The 18,837-nt window shown below is 72.1% G+C and carries 18 protein-coding genes; 12 read left to right on the top strand and 6 right to left on the bottom strand.

Features of this window, described 5'->3' with window-relative positions; genetic code table 11:
• The first annotated feature begins 11 nt into the window (after window positions 1-11).
• The 5 genes from lysA (at window position 12) to kdpA (ending at window position 6,229) form a co-directional block, all read left to right on the top strand.
• Window positions 12-1,343: a diaminopimelate decarboxylase gene (lysA, locus tag ACIP2X_RS14870; protein ID WP_401672169.1), complete on the top strand. Its 1,332-nt coding sequence runs from the start codon at window positions 12-14 to the stop codon at window positions 1,341-1,343.
• Between the two features lie 101 nt (window positions 1,344-1,444).
• Window positions 1,445-1,534, top strand: coding sequence for a K(+)-transporting ATPase subunit F (gene kdpF / locus ACIP2X_RS14865; RefSeq protein ID WP_063797361.1), 90 nt, complete (start codon window positions 1,445-1,447; stop codon window positions 1,532-1,534).
• Window positions 1,534-3,699: a potassium-transporting ATPase subunit KdpB gene (gene kdpB, locus ACIP2X_RS14860; protein ID WP_401672165.1), complete on the top strand. Its 2,166-nt coding sequence runs from the start codon at window positions 1,534-1,536 to the stop codon at window positions 3,697-3,699. The genes kdpF and kdpB overlap by 1 nt, the downstream gene beginning before the upstream one ends.
• A gap of 2 nt (window positions 3,700-3,701) precedes the next feature.
• Complete coding sequence (locus ACIP2X_RS14855) at window positions 3,702-4,574, top strand: potassium-transporting ATPase subunit C (protein ID WP_401672162.1); 873 nt, start codon at window positions 3,702-3,704, stop codon at window positions 4,572-4,574.
• 5 nt (window positions 4,575-4,579) lie between these two features.
• Window positions 4,580-6,229, top strand: coding sequence for a potassium-transporting ATPase subunit KdpA (gene kdpA, locus ACIP2X_RS14850; RefSeq protein ID WP_401672160.1), 1,650 nt, complete (start codon window positions 4,580-4,582; stop codon window positions 6,227-6,229).
• A 122-nt stretch (window positions 6,230-6,351) separates the two neighbouring features.
• On the opposite strand, the gene ACIP2X_RS14845 is transcribed toward kdpA, so the two are convergent.
• From ACIP2X_RS14845 to ACIP2X_RS14835, 3 genes are all read right to left on the bottom strand, one after another.
• Window positions 6,352-6,558, bottom strand: coding sequence for a DUF5999 family protein (locus ACIP2X_RS14845; RefSeq protein WP_365448143.1), 207 nt, complete (start codon window positions 6,556-6,558; stop codon window positions 6,352-6,354).
• Between the two features lie 334 nt (window positions 6,559-6,892).
• A complete protein-coding gene (locus tag ACIP2X_RS14840) occupies window positions 6,893-7,486 on the bottom strand; it encodes a hypothetical protein (protein WP_401672156.1) in 594 nt (197 codons plus the stop codon).
• Window positions 7,487-7,741: 255 nt separating this feature from the next.
• Entirely contained in the window at window positions 7,742-7,888 is a 147-nt protein-coding gene (locus ACIP2X_RS14835) for a hypothetical protein (RefSeq protein ID WP_401672154.1), read from the bottom strand.
• Between the two features lie 164 nt (window positions 7,889-8,052).
• Here ACIP2X_RS14835 and ACIP2X_RS14830 point away from each other — a divergent pair, with 164 nt between their 5' ends.
• Together ACIP2X_RS14830 and ACIP2X_RS14825 are read left to right on the top strand one after the other, a co-directional pair.
• A complete protein-coding gene (locus ACIP2X_RS14830) occupies window positions 8,053-9,570 on the top strand; it encodes a glutamate--cysteine ligase (protein ID WP_401672152.1) in 1,518 nt (505 codons plus the stop codon).
• A 117-nt stretch (window positions 9,571-9,687) separates the two neighbouring features.
• Window positions 9,688-10,488, top strand: coding sequence for a CPBP family intramembrane glutamic endopeptidase (locus ACIP2X_RS14825; RefSeq protein ID WP_401672382.1), 801 nt, complete (start codon window positions 9,688-9,690; stop codon window positions 10,486-10,488).
• Window positions 10,489-11,595: 1,107 nt separating this feature from the next.
• Here ACIP2X_RS14825 and ACIP2X_RS14820 read toward each other — a convergent pair.
• Window positions 11,596-12,405 carry a PhzF family phenazine biosynthesis protein gene (locus ACIP2X_RS14820; protein ID WP_401672149.1) on the bottom strand — a complete coding sequence of 270 codons (810 nt, stop codon included), beginning with the start codon at window positions 12,403-12,405 and terminating at the stop codon, window positions 11,596-11,598.
• A gap of 209 nt (window positions 12,406-12,614) precedes the next feature.
• Between ACIP2X_RS14820 and ACIP2X_RS14815 the strand changes: the two genes are divergently transcribed.
• The gene (locus tag ACIP2X_RS14815; RefSeq protein ID WP_401672146.1) at window positions 12,615-13,250 is read left to right on the top strand and encodes a PadR family transcriptional regulator; all 636 of its coding nucleotides are present in this window, start codon (window positions 12,615-12,617) and stop codon (window positions 13,248-13,250) included.
• 85 nt (window positions 13,251-13,335) lie between these two features.
• Here ACIP2X_RS14815 and ACIP2X_RS14810 read toward each other — a convergent pair whose 3' ends face one another.
• The gene (locus ACIP2X_RS14810; protein WP_401672144.1) at window positions 13,336-13,764 is read right to left on the bottom strand and encodes an SRPBCC family protein; all 429 of its coding nucleotides are present in this window, start codon (window positions 13,762-13,764) and stop codon (window positions 13,336-13,338) included.
• 268 nt (window positions 13,765-14,032) lie between these two features.
• Between ACIP2X_RS14810 and ACIP2X_RS14805 the strand changes: the two genes are divergently transcribed.
• The 3 genes from ACIP2X_RS14805 to ACIP2X_RS14795 all read left to right on the top strand — a co-directional run bounded on the left by ACIP2X_RS14805 (window position 14,033) and on the right by ACIP2X_RS14795 (window position 16,781).
• A complete protein-coding gene (locus ACIP2X_RS14805) occupies window positions 14,033-14,578 on the top strand; it encodes a Clp protease N-terminal domain-containing protein (protein ID WP_401672142.1) in 546 nt (181 codons plus the stop codon).
• A gap of 78 nt (window positions 14,579-14,656) precedes the next feature.
• Complete coding sequence (locus ACIP2X_RS14800; RefSeq protein WP_401672140.1) at window positions 14,657-15,655, top strand: EamA family transporter; 999 nt, start codon at window positions 14,657-14,659, stop codon at window positions 15,653-15,655.
• A 190-nt stretch (window positions 15,656-15,845) separates the two neighbouring features.
• Window positions 15,846-16,781: a DMT family transporter gene (locus ACIP2X_RS14795; protein WP_401672138.1), complete on the top strand. Its 936-nt coding sequence runs from the start codon at window positions 15,846-15,848 to the stop codon at window positions 16,779-16,781.
• Here the strand turns inward: ACIP2X_RS14795 and ACIP2X_RS14790 are convergent.
• Window positions 16,768-17,451 (bottom strand): pyridoxamine 5'-phosphate oxidase family protein, encoded by a 684-nt coding sequence (locus ACIP2X_RS14790; protein ID WP_401672135.1) that lies wholly within the window; start codon window positions 17,449-17,451, stop codon window positions 16,768-16,770. The genes ACIP2X_RS14795 and ACIP2X_RS14790 overlap by 14 nt on opposite strands.
• 35 nt (window positions 17,452-17,486) lie before the next feature.
• Between ACIP2X_RS14790 and ACIP2X_RS14785 the strand changes: the two genes are divergently transcribed.
• Window positions 17,487-18,809: an aminotransferase class I/II-fold pyridoxal phosphate-dependent enzyme gene (locus tag ACIP2X_RS14785; protein ID WP_401672132.1), complete on the top strand. Its 1,323-nt coding sequence runs from the start codon at window positions 17,487-17,489 to the stop codon at window positions 18,807-18,809.
• The last annotated feature ends 28 nt before the right edge of the window (window positions 18,810-18,837 follow it).

The following is an 18,837-nucleotide window of genomic DNA, read 5'->3' as shown; positions in this document are numbered from 1 at the left end:
AGGACCGCACGATGACCACGCTTCACGAACCCGCCGTCACCACCACCGACGCCCTGTCGGTGTGGCCGGCCTCCACCACGGAGCGGCGCCCCGGCGAACTCGCCGTCGGCGGTGTACCGCTCGCCGAGATCGCCGAGCGTTTCGGCACACCCGTCTACGTCCTCGACGAGGCGGAAGTGCGTGAACGCTGCCGCACCTACCGGCACGCCTTTCCCGAAGCCGACGTGGTCTACGCGGCCAAGGCGTTCCTGTGCCGCGCGATGCTCCACTGGGTGGAGGAGGAAGGCCTCGGACTCGACGTCTGCTCCGCCGGTGAGCTGGAGATGGCGGTGACCACGGGCTTCCCGCCGGAGAAGATCGTGCTGCACGGCAACGCCAAGTCGCCGCGCGACCTGGAGACCGCGCTCCGGCTCGGCGTCGGCCGCATCGTCATCGACGGCCCGTCCGAGATCGCCCGGCTGGCGGCGGCCGTCGGCCCCGAGGGGCACCAGAAGGTCATGGTCCGGGTGATCCCCGGCATCAGCGCCGGCGGACACGCCAAGATCCGCACCGGCACCGACGACCAGAAGTTCGGCCTGTCCATCTCCGACGGATACGCCCAGCACGCCATCGCCCGCATCCTCGACCAGCCGCAGCTCCAGCTGACGGGCCTGCACTGCCACCTGGGCTCGCAGATCACCAGCGTCAAGCCGTATCTCTCGGCGGTGCGGCGCATGGTCGGCCTGATGGCCCGCCTGCACGAGCAGTACGGGCTGGTCCTGCCGGAGCTCGACCTCGGTGGCGGCCACGGCATCGCCTACCGTCCGGGCGAACCGGCCCTGGACCTCACCACGCTGGCCCGTAAGGTGCGCACCGAGCTGACCGAGGCGTGCGCGGCGGCCGGGCTCGCGGTGCCCCGTCTGATGATCGAACCGGGCCGTGCCATCGCCGGCCCGGCGGGCGTCGCCCTGTACCACGTCCTGGCCGTGAAGCAGACCGGCTCGCACACGTTCGTCGCCGTCGACGGCGGTATGAGCGACAACCCGCGGCCCGCGCTGTACGGCGTGCGCTACGCGCCCCGGCTGGTCGGTCGGCACAGCACGGCCGCCCCGGCCCCGGTGACCGTGGTCGGCCGGCACTGCGAGGCCGGAGACGTCCTCGCCGCCGATGTGGACCTGCCCTCGGACGTACGGCCCGGCGACCTCCTCGCCGTCCCCGTCGCGGGCGCGTACCACCTGTCCATGGCCTCCGGCTACAACATGGTCGGCCGACCGCCCGTGACCGCCGTCGCGGACGGCCGTGCCCGGCTCTTGGTCCGCCGCGAGTCCCTGGACGACATCCGCAGCCGCGACGTGGGCCTGTAGCCCGCGCCGCCCCTTGCCCACCTCCGGCCGAGTGCCGGCCACGTCCTCGGCCGGAGGTGCCACTTCCCCCTTTTTTTTTGCAACGACATGTGAGGAAAGCCGTGACGGCCGAGAACGTGGTGGGGCTGATCGTCGCGATCGCCCTGCTCGCCTACCTGGTGGTGGCTTTGATCAAGCCGGAGCGCTTCTGATGACCGCGCCCGCAACCGTCAGGGAGAGACCCACCGACGCGGTGCAGCCCTCGGCGCCGGAGCCCGCGCGCAGGATCGGCGCCGGCCTGCTCGATCCGCAGCAGCTCTGGCGTGCGCTGCCCGCCGCCCTTCGCAAGTTGAACCCGGTCACGCTGGCCCGCAACCCGGTCATGTTCACCACCGAGATCGGTGCCGTGCTGACCACAGGACTCGCGTTCGCCAGGCCGTCGTTGTTCGGCTGGCTCATCACCGCCTGGCTCTGGCTCACGGTCGTCTTCGCCAACCTGGCCGAGGCGGTCGCCGAGAGCCGCGGCCGGGCCCAGGCCGAGTCACTGCGCGGTATGCGTGGCCGGACCGTCGCGCGGCGGCTCGTGGGCGGCGTCGCGCACGTCCGATCGGGCGAGTACGTCGAGGAACCGGTGGGCGCGGGGGAGTTGCGCAAGGGTGACCTCGTGGTCGTCGAGGCCGGCGAGCTCGTCCCCGGCGACGGCGATGTGATCGAGGGCATCGCCAGCATCGACGAGTCGGCCATCACCGGCGAGTCCGCTCCGGTCATCCGGGAGTCGGGAGGCGACCGCAGCGCCGTCACCGGCGGCACCCGCGTGCTGTCCGACCGGATCGTCGTCCGGATCACGCAGGAGCCCGGCGAGTCCTTCCTGGACCGGATGATCTCCCTGGTCGAGGGCGCCAACCGGCAGAAGACCCCCAACGAGCTCGCGCTCAACCTGCTCCTGGTGATGCTCACCTTCGTGTTCCTGGTCGCGGTGGTCACACTCCAGCCGATGGCGGTGTTCTCCATGGACTTCATGGCGGCGGCCCGCGACTCCGAGGCCCTCACCGCGGACGGCGTCACCGGCATGGTGCTCGTCTCGCTGCTGGTCTGTCTGATCCCGACGACCATCGGCGGACTGCTGTCCGCGATCGGGATCGCCGGCATGGACCGGCTGGTGCAGCGCAACGTGCTCGCCATGTCGGGGCGCGCGGTGGAGGCGGCGGGCGACGTCAACACTCTGCTGCTGGACAAGACGGGCACCATCACTTTCGGCAACCGGCGGGCGGGTGCGCTGCTCCCGATCGGCGCGGTGACGGGACGGCAACTCGCCGACGCCGCCCTGCTGTCCAGCCTCGCCGACGAGACGCCCGAGGGCCGCTCGATCGTCGAGTACACGCGGGAGAAGTTCGACCTGGAGCGGACCGCGCACCCCGACGCCGGATGGGTGCCGTTCAGTGCCATGACCCGGATGTCGGGCGTGGACCTGCCGGGCGCCCACCAGCTGCGCAAGGGCGCGGCCTCCGCCGTGGCCGCCTGGGTCCGGGACAACGGCGGTGAGGTGCCCGCCGGACTGCACGACTGTGTCGACCAGGTCTCGGCCTCCGGCGGTACCCCGCTCGCGGTCGCCGAACGCGTCGGCGACGAACCGGCGCGGCTGCTCGGCGTCGTCCACCTCAAGGACGTCGTGAAGCCCGGCCTGCGCGAACGCTTCGCGGAGCTGCGCCGGATGGGTATCCGCACGGTGATGGTGACGGGTGACAACCCGGTGACCGCCAAGGCGATCGCCGACGAGGCGGGAGTCGACGACTTCCTCGCGGAGGCCACTCCCGAGGACAAGCTCGGGCTGATCAAGAAGGAGCAGGCGGGCGGGAAGCTGGTCGCGATGACCGGTGACGGCACCAACGACGCCCCGGCGCTCGCGCAGGCCGACGTCGGCGTGGCGATGAACACCGGTACGTCGGCCGCCAAGGAGGCCGGCAACATGGTCGACCTCGACTCCGACCCGACCAAGATCATCGACATCGTCGAGATCGGCAAGCAACTCCTGATCACCCGGGGCGCGTTGACCGCGTTCTCGCTCGCCAACGACATCGCCAAGTACTTCGCGATCCTCCCGGCGATCTTCGCCGGGCTCCACCCCTCGCTCGACGCGGTCAACGTCATGCGACTGCACTCGCCGACCTCGGCCATCCTGTCGGCCGTGATCTTCAACGCGGTGATCATCGTCGCACTGATCCCGCTGGCTCTGCGCGGGGTGCGCTACCGCCCGGGCAGCGCCGACAAACTGCTCACCCGCAACCTGTGGATCTACGGCGCGGGCGGGCTTCTCCTGCCCTTCCTCGCGATCAAGTTCATCGACGCCGCCGTGGTCCAGTTCATCCCGGGAATCTGATCATGAAACTCCTCTCCAGGACGCCTGCCTGGATCGGCCACCCCGTGGCGGCGATCCGAGTGGTCGTCGTCCTCACCCTGTTCGTCGGTCTTGCCTACCCCCTGGGGATGACCGCGATCGCCCAGGTCCCGGGACTGCGGGACGACGCCCGCGGCTCCCTGCTCGCCGAGGGCGGCAGCAGGCTCATCGGCCAGTCCTTCCTGGACGGCGACGGCAACCCGATCCCGTACTACTTCCAGCCCCGGCCCTCGAACGCCGGCGACGGCTACGACGCCGCCGCCTCGGCCGCCGGCAACCTCGGCCCGGAATCGACGGTGGACGTCCTCGGCCCCGACGGCAAGCAGAGCCTGCTCACCCAGGTATGTGGCCGCAGCAAGGCGGTCGGCGAGCTGGAGCGGGTCGACGGCTCGCGCCCGTACTGCACGGCCGACGGCGTCGGAGCGGTCCTCGGTATCTTCCGCGCGGACGGCACCACCGGCCGCGCCACCCGCGTGGTCAGTCTCAACCAGGCCTGCCCGTCGACGCCGTTCCGCACGGAGTACGAGGGAGTGAGCGTCGAGTGCGCCGAGCCGGGCGAGGACTACGGCAAGGCCGTCGTGACCCCGGTCCGCGGCGAAGCGTCCGCCGACCCCAAGGTCCCGGCCGACGCGGTCACCGCGAGCGCCAGCGGTCTCGACCCGCAGATCAGCCCCGCGTACGCCGAGCTCCAGACCCCGCGGATCGCCCGTGAACGCGGTCTGGGCGAGAAGGACGTGCGCAAGCTCGTCGACACATACACCACGGGCCGCGGCCTCGGCGTGCTCGGGGAGCCGGCCGTGAACGTCGTCGAGCTCAACGCGGCACTCGACCGCGCCCGGCCCATGAAGGGGATCTGACCGACATGTACGGCTGGCTTCAGGCCACCCTGGTCCTCGCGGTCGTCGTCGGACTGCACGTCCCGCTCGGCGACCACATGGCGCGGGCCCTCGACGGGGGGCGGCACCGGCGCCCCGAGAAGGTCCTGTACAAGGTCTGCGGCATCGACCCGGACAAGGAACAGGACTGGCGGCACTACCTGTTCGCGATCCTCGCGTTCAGCGCGGCGAGCATCGCGGCCCTCTTCGCGCTGTTCACCCTGCAGGGCCGGCTGCCCTGGTCCACGGGCCACGAGGGCATGCCGTGGCGGCTCGCCCTGCACACCGCGATCAGCTTCACCACCAACACGAGCTGGCAGAACTACGCCGGCGAATCGACCACCGGCCACCTGGCGGTGATGGCGGGCCTGGGCGTCCAGGCGTTCGCTTCCGGCGCGGTCGGCCTGTGCGTGGCGCTCGCCCTCATCCGGGGCCTGACGCGTCGTGACACCGACCGGCTGGGCAACTTCTGGGTGGACCTCACCCGTTCGATCTTCCGGATCTTCCTCCCCCTGGCCGTCGTCTTCGGCATCGTGCTGATCGCCCTGGGCGTTCCGCAGAGCCTGGGCGGCGCGCACACCGTCACGACGGTCGCCGGGGGAGAACAGACGCTGCTCGGCGGCCCGGTCGGCTCGTGGGATCCGCTGAAACTGATGACGGGTGACGGCGGAGGCGTCTTCAACGCCAACAGCGCCCACCCGTTCGAGAACCCCACCGCGGTCACCAACGCGATCGAGATCGTGCTGATGCTGCTGATCCCGACCGCCTTCATCCGCGCCTACGGCCGGATGATCGGCTCCCTGCGGCAGAGCTGGACCCTGCTCGCCGTGGTGGGCATCCTCTTCGGCCTGCTGCTCGCGGCCGGCAACCTGGCCCAGAGCGCCCCGGGCGGCACCGTCACGGAGGCCGTCGGCGGACAGTACGAGGGCACCGAGACCCGCTTCGGCGTCCCCGCCTCCACGCTCTTCGGCGTGGCGGCCACCGGTTCGGCCGACGGAGCGGCGAACGCGTCCTACGACAGCTTCTCCAGCTTGGGCGGTGGAGTGCTGCTGTCGGCGATGATGCTCGGCGAGATCGCCCCCGGCGGCACCGGCAGCGGACTGTACGGCCTGATCATGGCGGTCATGGTGGCGGTCTTCATCGGCGGGCTGATGGTCGGCCGAACACCCGAGTACCTGCGCAAGCGGCTGGGCTTCGGGGAGATGCGCTACGTCGTGCTGTACACACTGGTCTCACCGACCGTCGTGCTCGCCTGCGTGGCGCTCGCGGTCGCGCTGGGCCACGGTCCCTCCTCCATGGGCAACCCGGGGCCGCACGGGCTGACCGAACTCACGTACGCGTACACCTCCAACGTCAACAGCAACGGAAGCGCGATGGCCGGCTTCAACGGGGCCACCGACTTCCACAACCTGCTGATGTCGGCGGCGATGCTGATCGGCCGCTACCTGCCGATGGCGTTCCTGCTCCCGCTCGCCGGACGGCTGGCCCGGCAGCGGCCGGGCGTGGTCACCGTGGGCACGTTGCAAGCGCGAGGCGTGAACTTCGTGGTCCTGGCCACCGGTGCCGCGCTGCTGCTGGCGCTGCTCAACTACCTCCCGGCCCTCTCCCTGGGGAGCCTGGCGGAGGGACTGATGTAGTACGCGCATGAACGACTACGGGCAGTGAGGGTTGCCGAACACGCGTCGGGGCCGGTGCGCGGTGTACGTCCGCGGGCCGGCCCCATGGTTCTGCCGGGCGGTGCGGGCCGCCCGGTCCGTGCTCAGGCGGCGGTCATCACCTGGCTGCCGGCGGGCAGCCGGTGCGGGGCGATGATCTGGCCGTCCGGCAGGAGTTCACCGGTGTCCTCGAAGAGCACGACACCGTTGCACAGCAGGCTCCAGCCCTGCTCCGGGTGGTGCGCCACGAGACGGGCGGATTCCCGGTCGGCGGAGTCGGCGGTCGGGCACGGTGACTGGTGCTGGCACATGGAAGGGATCTTTCGCTCTGTTGTGTCGTCGGTGATCGCTGTCGTGTCTGTCCCGCGGCGTGAAGCTTCGTTCATGGCCGCCCCCCGTTGTCATCAGTCGGTCGAACCCAGTGTTGCCCCACGGGCGTCTTTCCGCAGGGATTTCGCCGCACCGCTCCTCACAGGTTGATGACGCATCACCCGCGCGGACGGTTCATCCCAACTGCACTGTCACTTCGGGTGGTTCGGGGTGGCCTGATGGGGCTAGTCCGTACGGGTCGAACAGCGCCGTACCCCGCCACCGGGAGTCCGGTGGCGGGGTACGGGAGCAGGTCGTGCGATGTCCGCCCGGCGGTCAGGCCGGGGAGCCGAGCAGGGGCGTCGGCGGGGCCGGCGGCACCCGCAGGGTCAGCACCGGGAGCAGTTCGGCGACCCGGTGCGGGCGGTTGGCCGCGATGCCGGGCGGGGCCGGAGCCAGCGGGACGAGCAGATCGGTCGCCGCGGGGTGGCCGGCGGTGCCGTCGGAGGCGTGGTCCTCGTGGAGCCAGAGCGTGAGCATGTACAGACCCGGCACGGACAGCAGACGTGCCTGGTACGACTGGGTGAGCGTCTCGGCCTGACGCAGCGCGCGTTCGGTGGAGACGATGTACGGCCCCTCGAAGAAGTGCGAGAACGCCCAGCCGTCCGGCGTGAGCATGCTCTCCGCGGCGGCGACCGCGTGGTCGCCGGAGCGGATCAGGAAGCGCCATCCGGCCAGTCGGGTGACCGGCTCGCCCTTCGCGGTGATCCGGTCCAGCACATGGACCGGCAGCGGCAGCTCGGGCGTGACAGGACCCTGGGCGTTGCGCAGGGCGGGGGTTCGGGCCTCGCGGACCGCGGTGGGGGAACCGAGGGCCGTGAGGACGGAGCGAAGTGCGGGCGCGGGTGCCGGGGGGACAAGCAGCGGCATGGTGGGTCGCCTCTCATTCGACAGGCAGGGTGGCGCGACTGGGCGGGGCGGACGGCGCTGTCAGCTCACGGGGGCAGGGAGGCAGGCGAGGCCGGGGTCCGCGAACGATGGTGTGGGTGTGAGGCCTGCCGGGCGTGATCGACGGCGACAGTTTCCTCCGACCGTGGGCGCGCCTGCTGCCCTGCCGACCGAGTTTATACGACATTTGTTCAGCCGGTGTTTCGTCTAACCGCTTCCGGGCACTCGCACAAGAGTTCATTCGGTCAGCGATACGTGGAAATCATCCCGTTTCCGAAGGGGGGACACCGCGATGACCTCGCAGAATGTCCGAGCAGCGGTCGGCCAATTCTCGTCGGCGTTTTTCACGAGGTCTTCGGCGCCGAAAAGTGCATTCTGCGTCATGCCCGGTGAATGTGCCACCGATCTTTCTTGGCCCAAGTGGCCAGAGTAGCGGCTGCGGTTGTTCACCGGGGGCGTTATGGATCGCCGGGGCTGGGCATCATCCACCCTGACCCGGACACCGGCGGCCGGATCTTTCGGCCCGCCCACCGAGGAGGGACGCTTCGATGGGGGAGAAGGTCGTGGCGGGCGCGTTCGACCTGTCCGATCGCCAGCGCTACCGCACCAAGCTCCAGCAGTGCCTGCAGGGACTGGAGCGACTGCTGGAGGAGAAGCGGTTCGATCGGCCCAAGAACCTGATGGGACTGGAGATCGAGCTGAATCTCGCGGGTGCCGACGGTATGCCCAAAATGCTCAACGGCCAGGTCCTGGAAAGGATCGCGAGCCGCGACTTCCAAACAGAACTCGCCATGTTCAACCTGGAAGTCAACATCGCCCCCCACCGGCTCGGGGGTCGGGTATTCGACCGGCTGGAGGAAGAACTCCGCACGTCACTGGCATATGCCCACCGGAAAGCCGGTGAGGTGGACGCCGGAATCGTGATGATCGGTATTCTGCCGACCCTCGAACGGGACGACCTGGTCTCCTCGAACCTCTCCGACGTGGACCGCTACGTCCTGCTCAACGACCAGATCGTGGCGGCCCGGGGCGAGGACTTCACGCTCGACATCGACGGGGTCGAACATCTGTCCTGCACCTCGAAGTCGATCGCGCCCGAGGCCGCCTGCACCTCCGTGCAGTTGCATCTCCAGGTCACCCCGGGGCGGTTCGCCGACGTGTGGAACGCCGCGCAGGCCGCGACCGCCGCGCAGATAGCGATGGGCGCGAACTCGCCGTTCCTGTTCGGGCGGGAGCTGTGGCGCGAGTCGCGGCCGCCGCTGTTCCAGCAGTCCACCGACACCCGCCCGCCCGAGCTCAAGGCCCAGGGCGTCCGGCCGCGCACCTGGTTCGGGGAGCGCTGGATCAGCTCGGCGTACGACCTCTTCGAGGAGAACCTGCGCTACTACCCGGCGCTGCTGCCGATCTGCGACGACGAGGATCCGCTGGCCGTGCTGGACGCGGGCGGCGTGCCGAAACTCGCCGAGCTGGTGCTGCACAACGGCACGGTCTACCGCTGGAACCGGCCCGTCTACGGCATCGCCGACGGTGTCCCGCATCTGCGCGTCGAGAACCGGGTCCTGCCCGCCGGCCCGACCATCACCGACGTCATCGCCAACGCGGCCTTCTACTACGGCCTCATCCGCGCGCTCGCCGAGGACTCCCGGCCGGTGTGGACCCGGCTGCCCTTCGAGGCCGCCGAGGCGAACTTCGACGCCGCGTGCCGGTACGGCATCGAGGCGCGCTTCACCTGGCCGCGGCGGGGCCGGTACGGCGGGACGACCGAGGTCGACGCGGTGAGCCTGGTACGCGACGAACTGCTGCCGCTCGCCGCGGCCGGGCTGGACGCCTGGGGCGTGGAGCCGGCCGACCGTGACCTGTATCTCGGAGTGATCGACGAGCGGTGCAGGCGACGGGTGAACGGGGCGTCCTGGCAGGTCGCGACCTTCCACCGGGCCCTGGAGGGCGGGCTGTCCCGCGAGGCCGCGCTGGCCGCGACGACCCGGCGCTACGCCGAGCTGATGCGGCAGGGCGACCCCGTGCACACCTGGCCCGTGGGGCTGCCGGAGGCCGCTGTCCGTACGTAGGCCGTCGGCGCCGGGCAGGGGGCGGGAGCCGCAGCACAGGTACGTCTGCGAGGCTGTCCAGCGCACATCCAGGTGACGTGGACGAGGATGTGCGCTGAGACTCGGCTGGAGGCGGGCGTGCAGGGTGAGGCGGGAACCGTGAAGGGTGCCACGGCGGGCGGGACGCCGTCGCGGCGGGTGCTGCGGGATGAGACCCTGCTCGTGCTCGGGCTCTCGCTCGGCGCCAGCGCCGTGTCCGCGCTCATCAGCTTCGTGGGGTCCGTCACCCGGCCGGGCGGGCTCAAGGACCAGGCCGCCACGCTCAACGCCTCCGCCGCGCCGGGGCGGCCCTGGCTCGACCTGGCCTGGCAGCTGTTCGGGATCACCACCGCGCTGATTCCCGTCGCCCTGGTCGCGCACTTCCTGATGCGTGAGGGGCAGAGCCTCAGGACCCTCGGGTTCGACCGCTCCAGGCCCTGGCCCGACCTCGGGCGCGGAGCCGTCGTGGCCGCCGTCATCGGCAGCACCGGCATCGCCTTCTACCTCGCCGCGCGCGGCCTCGGCTTCAACCTCACGGTGGTCCCCGAGGCGTTGCCCGAGGTGTGGTGGAAGTTCCCGGTGCTGATCCTTTCGGCGCTGCAGAACTCGATCGTCGAAGAGGTCATCGTCGTCGGGTACCTGCTGCGCCGGCTCGACCAGCTGGGGTGGTCGCCCGGTGCCTCGCTGGCGGCCAGCTCCGTGCTGCGCGGCTCGTACCACCTGTACCAGGGCATCGGCGGCTTCATCGGCAACATGGTGATGGGCGTGGTCTTCGTCTGGCTGTACCGGCGCTGGGGACGCGTCGGCCCGCTGGTGGTCGCCCACTCACTCCTCGACATCGGCGCGTTCGTGGGGTACGCGCTCCTCGCCGGCAAGGTCGACTGGCTCCCGACGGCCTAGCGTCCACCGCCCGCGAGTTCCCGACGAGCCGCCGGGGATCGGGCCGGCCGGCGGTCCTCGCCGGGCTGGCCCGCGTGCCTCTCGGTGCGATGTGCTGGACGGGCCCGCGCGTCCCCCGGCGATTCGCCGGACGGGCCTCCGTGACCCTTGCGGTCTCCGCCGGGGTGACTGGTGCGATTCGCTGCGCTGGAGCGGCCCGCGTGTCCCCTGGCGGTGCCCGCGGGAGGGCCTGCGGCCTGGCTCGGGGTGGTCCGTCGGGTAGGCCTGTGTCTTCGGCGGTCCCTGCTGCACAGGCCCGGGTTCGGTGTGGTCCGCCGGGCGGCCCGGTGCTGGGCGGTCTGTCCGACGGGGTGGGTTCTCGGCGGTTTTCGCTGGATGGGCTCGCGGGCTCGGGTCTGTCGGGCGGGCTTGCGTCCGGGGCGGTCTCTGTCGGTCGGTGCTGTGTATTCAGCGGTTCCCGCTGGAGGGGTCCGCAGGTTCGGCGTGGTCGCCGAGCGGGTCTGCGCCCCGCGTGGTCCCCGTCAGGCGGGCTGCTCTTTCGGCGGTCTCCGCCGGACCGGTCGGCGCGGACCCGTCACGAGCTTGTGGCCTTGGTGGGGCTGCGTCTGCCGAGCTCCAGTCCTCGACGGTTTCCGCGCGGCGGATCGGCGCGGCCCTGACGCGATTCACGGGACGGGACCTGCGTAGCCACGCGCGCCCTCCGCTGGACGGCGCGCGTGGCTTCGGTGCCCTCCGGCGGACGGGCCTGCGCCCTGGCCGGCAGTCTCCAGCGTGGGGTCCGCTCTGTCGGCGCGGCCCGCGGGTCGGGTTCACGTCCTCGGCGTGGTCCGTCGGGCGGTTCTTGCGAATCCGGAGTGGCCGTCGGACTGGTCTGGCCTGGCGGTGGTCCGGTCGGGTCTGCGGCCTCGGCGCGGCCCGCTGGGCGGGTCTGCGTCCTCGGCGTGTCCGTCGGGCGTGTCCTGCGGACTCGGTGTGGTCCGTCGGGCGGGCTTGGTCTCGCGGTGGTCCGTCGGGCGGGTTCTGCGGACTCGGTGTGGTCCGTCGGCAGGACGGCGAAATCGCGTGGTCCCTCGGGCCTCGCAAGCGCTCCCGCGTCGGCGGTGAGCGCTAGGCCAACAGGTCGCCCTCGATCACCGTTACCGCTTGGCCGCTGAGCAGGGTGCGGTCGTCGCGGAGCTCTGTGTGGACGCGGCCCGAGCGGGGTGAGGCCTGCAGGCCTGTCAGTTCGGCGCGGCCGAGGCGCTGGGACCAGAACGGGGCCAGCGCGGTGTGCGCGCTGCCGGTGACCGGGTCCTCGTCGATGCCGACGTTGGGGAAGAAGCACCGGGAGACGTAGTCGTAGCCGAGGGCGGGCTCCTCCGCGCGGGCGGTGGCGATCACGCCGCGCGACGAGTGGGCGCCGATGGCCCGGTGGTCGGGGCGCAGCGCGTGGACGGTCCGCTCGTCGGCGAGTTCCACCAGCAGGTCCCCGACGTTCGGCCCGGTGTCGTAGGCGGCGAGCGGCCGCGCGCCGAGCGCGTCGGCGAGGCCCTCGGGGAGGTCGACGGGCGTGAGCGGCGCGGTGGGGAAGTCCAGGGTCGTCGAACCGTCCTCGCGGCGCGTGGCCACGAGTACGCCGCTGCGCGTGGCGAACCGTACGGGCCCCTCGTGGGCACCGGTGCTGTGCAGGACATGGGCCGTGGCGAGCGTGGCGTGCCCGCACATGGCCACCTCGGCGACCGGCGTGAACCAGCGCAGCGCCCAGTCGGCCTCGCCGCCCTCGGGCAACGGGTGGGCGAAGGCCGTCTCCGCGTGGTTGACCTCCTGGGCCACGTTCTGCATCCAGTCGTCCTCGGGGAAGGCGTCGAGGAGCAGGACCCCGGCCGGGTTGCCGGCGAAGGGGCGGTCGGTGAAGGCGTCGACGATTCGTATCCGCATGGCCCCTGACGTTAGGACCCGCGCGAAGCCGCAGGCCAAGGCCAATTCGCGAGCACTGGACCGCTCCTGGGCGTGGCGTCGGGTCCGGTGACGCTTGCTTGCCGAACTGTTCCGATATATCGTTGAGGCATCGCGACAGATCAACGGTAGATTGGCGCTAGATCAAAGACCGGGCAGCGACCGGCCGACGACCAGATGGAGTGATGACCATGCACAACCACGGATACGAGCGCGGACATGGACACGACGGCCCCCGGCGCGGACGCGGCGACTTCGAGGCGCTGCGCGCGGCCTTCGGCCCCTTCGGTCCGGGCGGACACGGTTTCGGCCACGGTGGCCCGGGCGGCTTCGGTGGCTTCGGTCCGGGCCCCTGGGGCGGACGAGGCCGCGGAGGTCCGAGGGGAAGGGCGCGGCGCGGTGATGTACGCGCCTCGATCCTGGCCCTGCTCAAGGACCGGCCGATGCACGGCTACGAGATGATCCAGGAGATCGCCGAGCGCAGCGGCGGGGCCTGGAAGCCCAGCCCCGGCTCGGTGTACCCCACTCTTCAACTGCTGGAGGACGAGGGGCTGATCGTCAGCGAGTCCGAGGGCGGCAAGAAGCTGTTCTCGCTCACCGACGAGGGCCGCACGGCGGCCGAACAGGGCCCGGAAGCCCCCTGGGAAGAGGCCTCGCGCGGCGTCGACTGGGAGGCGCTCGGCGAGATCCGCCAGGCCGGCTTCGGATTGATGGAGGCCTTCAGCCAGGTCTGGAAGACCGGCGACAAGGAGCAGCGCGAGAAGGCGCTCACCGTCATCAACGAGGCCCGCAAGAAGCTGTATCTGATCCTCGCCGACGAGGACTGACACCTGCCCTACGGCACCACAGGCGCCCCGTGGAACGCTCCGCGGGGCGCTTCGCCGTGCGTCGAGGGCCGGGCGCGTCGGCGCCTCAGGTCACCAGTCCCGCCAGCTTCCGCAGCGACTCGTCGAGCGCCGCCGTCGCCGAGTCCTTGAGCTTGCCCGCCATCAGGGAGACCGCGGCGCCGGTGAACTCCCCGTCGATGCGGACCGTGGTGGCGTCGTCGTCGGGGATCAGGGTGTAGCGCGTGGCGACGGTCACCGACATCGGGCCCTTGCCGCGAATCGCCAGTACCCGGGCCGGTGTCAGCTCCTCGACGGTCCACTCGACCTCGGCGGGGAAGCCCATGAGCCGCATGTTCTCCTTGAAGGTGGCGCCGGTCTCCAGGGTCGTGGGGCCGCCCTCGGGGAAGCCGGTGTGGGTCGCGTTCCACTCCCCGTAGGCGGACCAGTCCGTGAGCTGGGCCCACACCTTCTCGGCCGGCGCCTCGATGCGTGCCTCCGCGCTGACTTCGGCCATGCGACCACCTCTTCGTATCGGGCTTCGGTGTCGCGGAACGTAGCCGCAGGGCCCGCAACATTCAATACTGACGACCTGTCAGGAAATATGGACGACCTCGCAGTGCGACGGGACGGCGTGCGACCGGACGGCCTGCGACGTGGCCGGTTTCGGTCTGATCTCATCCCCAAGGAGGAGATTCCGGCCAGGGATGTCCCCTGTCCGTGGGACGGGAAAATGGTTCTGGCCGGGGATGACCGGATCCGCGGGGACTGATGGGGTGGAGGATGTGCAGCATCCGATCCCCCGGCAACAGTCCGGCGAACACCCCGGCGTGGACAACGATGCCGCTCTCAGCGACGAGCTGGCGGCGGTGGTCGCGGGTGCCCGCAGGCGGGCCGTGCGGGACGGGGACCGGCAGGTCGACACCGCCCATCTGCTGCACTCGCTCCTGGAGCACGACCCCGACGTGCGTGCCGTCTTCGACAGTGAACCGCAGCTCGCGCGGCTGCTCGGCTACCTGGTGCAGCGCAGCATCGGTTACGGACTGCGCTGGCAGACCGCCGTCGAGGACTCCGGCACCGTCCCGGTCGTGAGCGGTGTCCCGGGCCGCTCGCCCCTGGCCGCCGCGGCGATGGCGTACGCCGCGGAACGCGCCGCGCGCCGCGGCGACGGGCGGGCCCGCGGGCTCGACCTGCTCGCGGGGATCGTCGTGGATCCGCGCTCGCGTGCCGTGGAGGTGCTGGAGCGGGCGGGAGTGGAGGCGCCCGAGTTGTTCCTGAGGATCGAGCACGGCGCGCGGGAGTGCGTCGAGGGCTTCGAGGCCGGCTGCTGAGCGGGCACCCGGAGTCCAGCCGGTGAGACAGGAGTCATCAAGGGTGACGGTCATGTCGTCGCCTGTCATCATGTCCGGATGCACACCTCAGTCAGCACGCGAAGCAGCCGCGGCAAGGGTGCCGGTCTCGCTCTCGCGCTCGGGTCGGCGGTCGCCTTCGGCGGCTCGGGAGTCGCGGCCAAGCCGCTGATCGAGGCGGGCCTCGACCCGCTGCACGTGGTGTGGCTGCGGGTGGCCGGCGCCGCGCTCGTCATGCTGCCGCTCGCCGTACGCCATCGCGCGCTGCTGCGCCGACGCCCGGCGCTGCTCGCCGGATTCGGCCTGCTGGCCGTCGCCGGTGTGCAGGCGTGCTACTTCGCCGCGATATCGCGCATCCCGGTCGGCGTCGCGCTGCTCGTCGAGTACCTCGCGCCCGCCCTGGTGCTCGGCTGGGTGCGGTTCGTGCAGCGGCGGCCCGTGACCCGCGCCGCGGCGCTCGGCGTCGTGCTGGCCGTCGGCGGCCTCGCCTGCGTCGTCGAGGTGTGGTCCGGACTCGGCTTCGACGCCCTGGGGTTGCTGCTCGCGCTGGGCGCCGCCTGCTGCCAGGTCGGCTACTTCGTACTGTCCGACCAGGGCAGCGACTCCGGCGACGACGCCCCGGACCCGCTGGGCGTGATCGCCTACGGCCTCCTGATCGGCGCCCTCGTGCTGACGGTCGTGGCCCGGCCCTGGGGGATGGACTGGTCGGTGCTCGCGCACTCCGCGCACATGGACGGCACCGCCGTCCCGGCCGCCGCGCTGCTCGCCTGGATCGTGCTGATCGCGACCGTCGTCGCGTACGTCACGGGCGTGCTCTCCGTGCGCCGGCTCTCCCCGCAGGTCGCGGGCGTGGTGGCGTGTCTGGAGGCGGTCATCGCGACCGTCCTGGCCTGGGTGCTGCTGGGGGAGCACCTCTCCGCGCCGCAGATCGTGGGCGGTGCGGTCGTCCTGGCCGGGGCCTTCATCGCACAGTCGTCGACACCCGCCAAGGGCTCGCCCGACCCGGTGACGAGCGGCGGCGCCGAAAGGGAGTTGTCCGCCCGGGGCACGGCCGCCTAGGGTGATGATCATGCACACGGACGCACGCGTTCTTCCGCCCCCGGCCGCCTGAGGCGGGCCCCTCGCACCTCCCCGCCCCGCGCCGTCGCGCCGGGCGGGACGGTACTGCCCGCGGAAGCCGTCCCCGGACCCCGCCGAGCGGCGGTCCTTCCCTGACTCCTGCGCTCCTGCGCACGTGCGGAGAACACGCGTGTCCACTGTCGCTTCCGGCCTGCCCGTCGGGCGAGGCCTCCTGTATCTGATCGTCGCCGGTGCCGCCTGGGGCACCGCGGGCGCCGCCGCGTCGCTGGTCTACCGCGCCAGCGACATGGGCTCCGTCGCCCTGTCCTTCTGGCGCTGCGCGGCCGGTCTGCTCCTGCTGCTCGCCGCCCGGCGGGTGCGGCCGCGGGCCGTAGCCGCCGCTCCCGAACCGCTCGCCCGCAAGACCCTGCGGATCGGCGCCATCGGCCTCGGGCTCGCGGTGTTCCAGACGGCCTACTTCGCCGCCGTCTCGGCCACCGGCCTCGCCGTCGCCACCGTGGTCACCCTCGGCGCGGGCCCCGTCCTCATCGCGCTCGGCGCGCGTCTGACCATGGGGGAGCGGCTCGGCCGGGCCGGCGTCCTCGCGGTCGCCGGCGCGCTCGGCGGCCTCGGGGTGCTGGTGCTCGGCGGCGGCGACACCGCCGTACAGCCGTGGGGTGTCGCTCTCGCGCTGCTCTCCGCCGCCGGGTACTGCGCGATGACCCTGCTCACCCGGTACTGGGGCCGGAACGGCGACACCGACGCCTCCGCCACCACCGTCTGGGCGTTCGCGGTCACGACCCTGTGCCTGCTGCCGCTCGCGCTGGCGGAGGGCCTGGTGCCGGACACGGCGCGGCCCGCCCTGCTGCTGTGGCTCCTCGTCTACATCGCGGCGGTCCCCACGGCCCTCGCCTACGCCCTCTACTTCGCGGGCGCGGCCGTCGTACGGTCGGCCACCGTGTCCGTGATCATGCTGCTGGAGCCGGTCAGCGCGGCAGTCCTGGCCGTCACCCTGCTCGGCGAGCGGCTCACCACCGCCACCCTCGCCGGCACCCTGCTGATGCTGGGCTCCGTCGCGGGACTGGCGGTGGCCGAGGCGCGCGGGGCGCGCGTCAACGCGCGGTGAGGTAGCCGGGCAGGTCGGTGCCGGGCGCCAGGGCGGCGTCCGGGACCGGCGTGCCGTACCCCTTGCTCAGCGGGACCACGCCGGCCCAGTGGGGGAGCGCCAGGTCCTCGGGCTCGTCGCTGACGCCGCCGGTGCGGGACTTCGCGGAGACCTCGTCGAGGTCGAGGCGGATGACGGCGGTGGCGGCGAGCTCCTTCTTGTCGGCGGGCCGCGAGTCGCGCGACCGGCCCGCCACCACATGGTCGACCAGCGCGTCGAGGGCCAGCCTCTTCTCCTCGGGATCCGTGACGTCGTGGGCGACGCCGTGCACCACCACGGAGCGGTAGTTGATCGAGTGGTGGAAGGCCGAGCGGGCCAGGACCAGCGCGTCGACGTGGGTGACCGTCACGCACACCGGCAGGCCGGGCCCGTCCTGCCGCCCGGTCATCCGCAGCGGGCGCGAGCCGGTCGAGCCGTGCACGTAGAGCCGCTCGCCCACCCGGGCGTAGAGCGTCGGCAGGACCACCGGCGCGCCGTCGCGGACGAAGCCGAGGTGGCAGACGTACCCCTCGTCGAGTATCGCGTGCACGGCGTCCCTGTCGTAGGACGCGCGCTCCGGTGAGCGGGTGGGGACGGTGCGGTCAGTCGGGGTGTAGGCGGCCGTCGACGTCGTCTCTGGGGTCCCCTGCATGGCGTCCTCCATTGCACTAGTGCATACTCGTCTTTGTGCTAGGAGAATATCGGATCGAAGGCCGGGGTGCCGCGGAGATTTCCGCCAGCGTGGAGCGCGCGGTGGCGGCGGGTGCGCTGGTCCCGGGGCAACTGCTGCCACCCATGCGCGAGTTGGCGTCCCGCCTGGGGGTGAACCCGAACACCGTGGCCGCCGCCTACCGGACCCTGCGTGAGCGCGGGGTCATCGAGACCGACGGGCGGCGCGGCAGCCGGGTGCGGCACAGGCCGGCCACCACGGGCCGCGAGGAGATCGCGGCGGACGTGCCGGAGGGCGTGCGCGACATGGCCGCCGGGAACCCGGACCCGGCGTTGCTGCCGTCGCCGGCGGCCGCGTTCGCCGAGGCGGCCGGCCAGGCGCCGGTGCTGTACGGCGAGACGCCCGTGGAGCCCGAACTGGCGCGGCTGGCACGGGCCGGGATGGACGCCGGGGGAGTGCCCGCCGGCCCGATCGCGGTGACCTCCGGTTCGCTGGACGCCGTCGAGCGGGTGCTGGCCGCCCACCTCAAGCCCGGCGACGCCGTCGCCGTGGAGGATCCCGGGTGGGGCGGACTGCTCGACCTGGTCCCGGCGCTCGGGCTGCGCACGCTTCCCGTCGCCCTCGACGACGAGGGCCCGCTGCCCGACCAGGTGGACCGCGCGCTCACGGCGGGCGCCAGGGCCCTGGTCGTCACGGACCGCGCCCAGAACCCGACCGGCGCCGCGCTGAGCGCCGCACGCGCGCGTGCCCTGCGCTCGGTGCTCGGCCGCCATCCCGCGGCCCTGCTGATCGAGGACGACCACGGCCACGGCATCGTCGACCTCCCGCTGCACCCCCTGGCCGGCGTCACCCGGCACTGGGCCTTCGTCCGGTCGGCGGCCAAGGCGTACGGCCCCGACCTGAGGCTCGCCGTGCTCACCGGTGACGAGGTCACGCTGGACCGGGTGCGGGGGCGGCAGCGGCTCGGGCCAGGCTGGGTCAGCCGGATCACCCAGCGCGCCGTGGCCCATCTGTGGGCGCACGGGGCGGTGGACACGGCGGCCGTCGCGGCGGCCTACGGACGGCGCCGGGGCGCGCTCATCGAAGCGCTCGCACGCCGCGGAGTGGCGGCGTACGGGCGTACCGGCCTGAACGTCTGGATCCCGGTGCCGGACGAGACGGCCGCCGTCGCCCGCCTGCTGCACGCCGGATGGGCGGTCGCCCCCGGCGCCCGCTTCCGCATGGACGCCCCACCCGGCATCCGGGTCACCGTCGCCACACTCACCGAGGCGGAGGCGGAACCCCTGGCGGACGCCGTCGCCACCGCCGTGCGCCCGGCATCGGCGCGCAGCCATGTGTGAGCCGGGTGCGGGGGTGCCTGGAAGGATG

It is taken from the genome of Streptomyces sp. NPDC089424 (assembly GCF_044749345.1).
Classification (GTDB): domain Bacteria; phylum Actinomycetota; class Actinomycetes; order Streptomycetales; family Streptomycetaceae; genus Streptomyces.
This window is presented reverse-complemented; position numbering and strand designations above follow the sequence as displayed.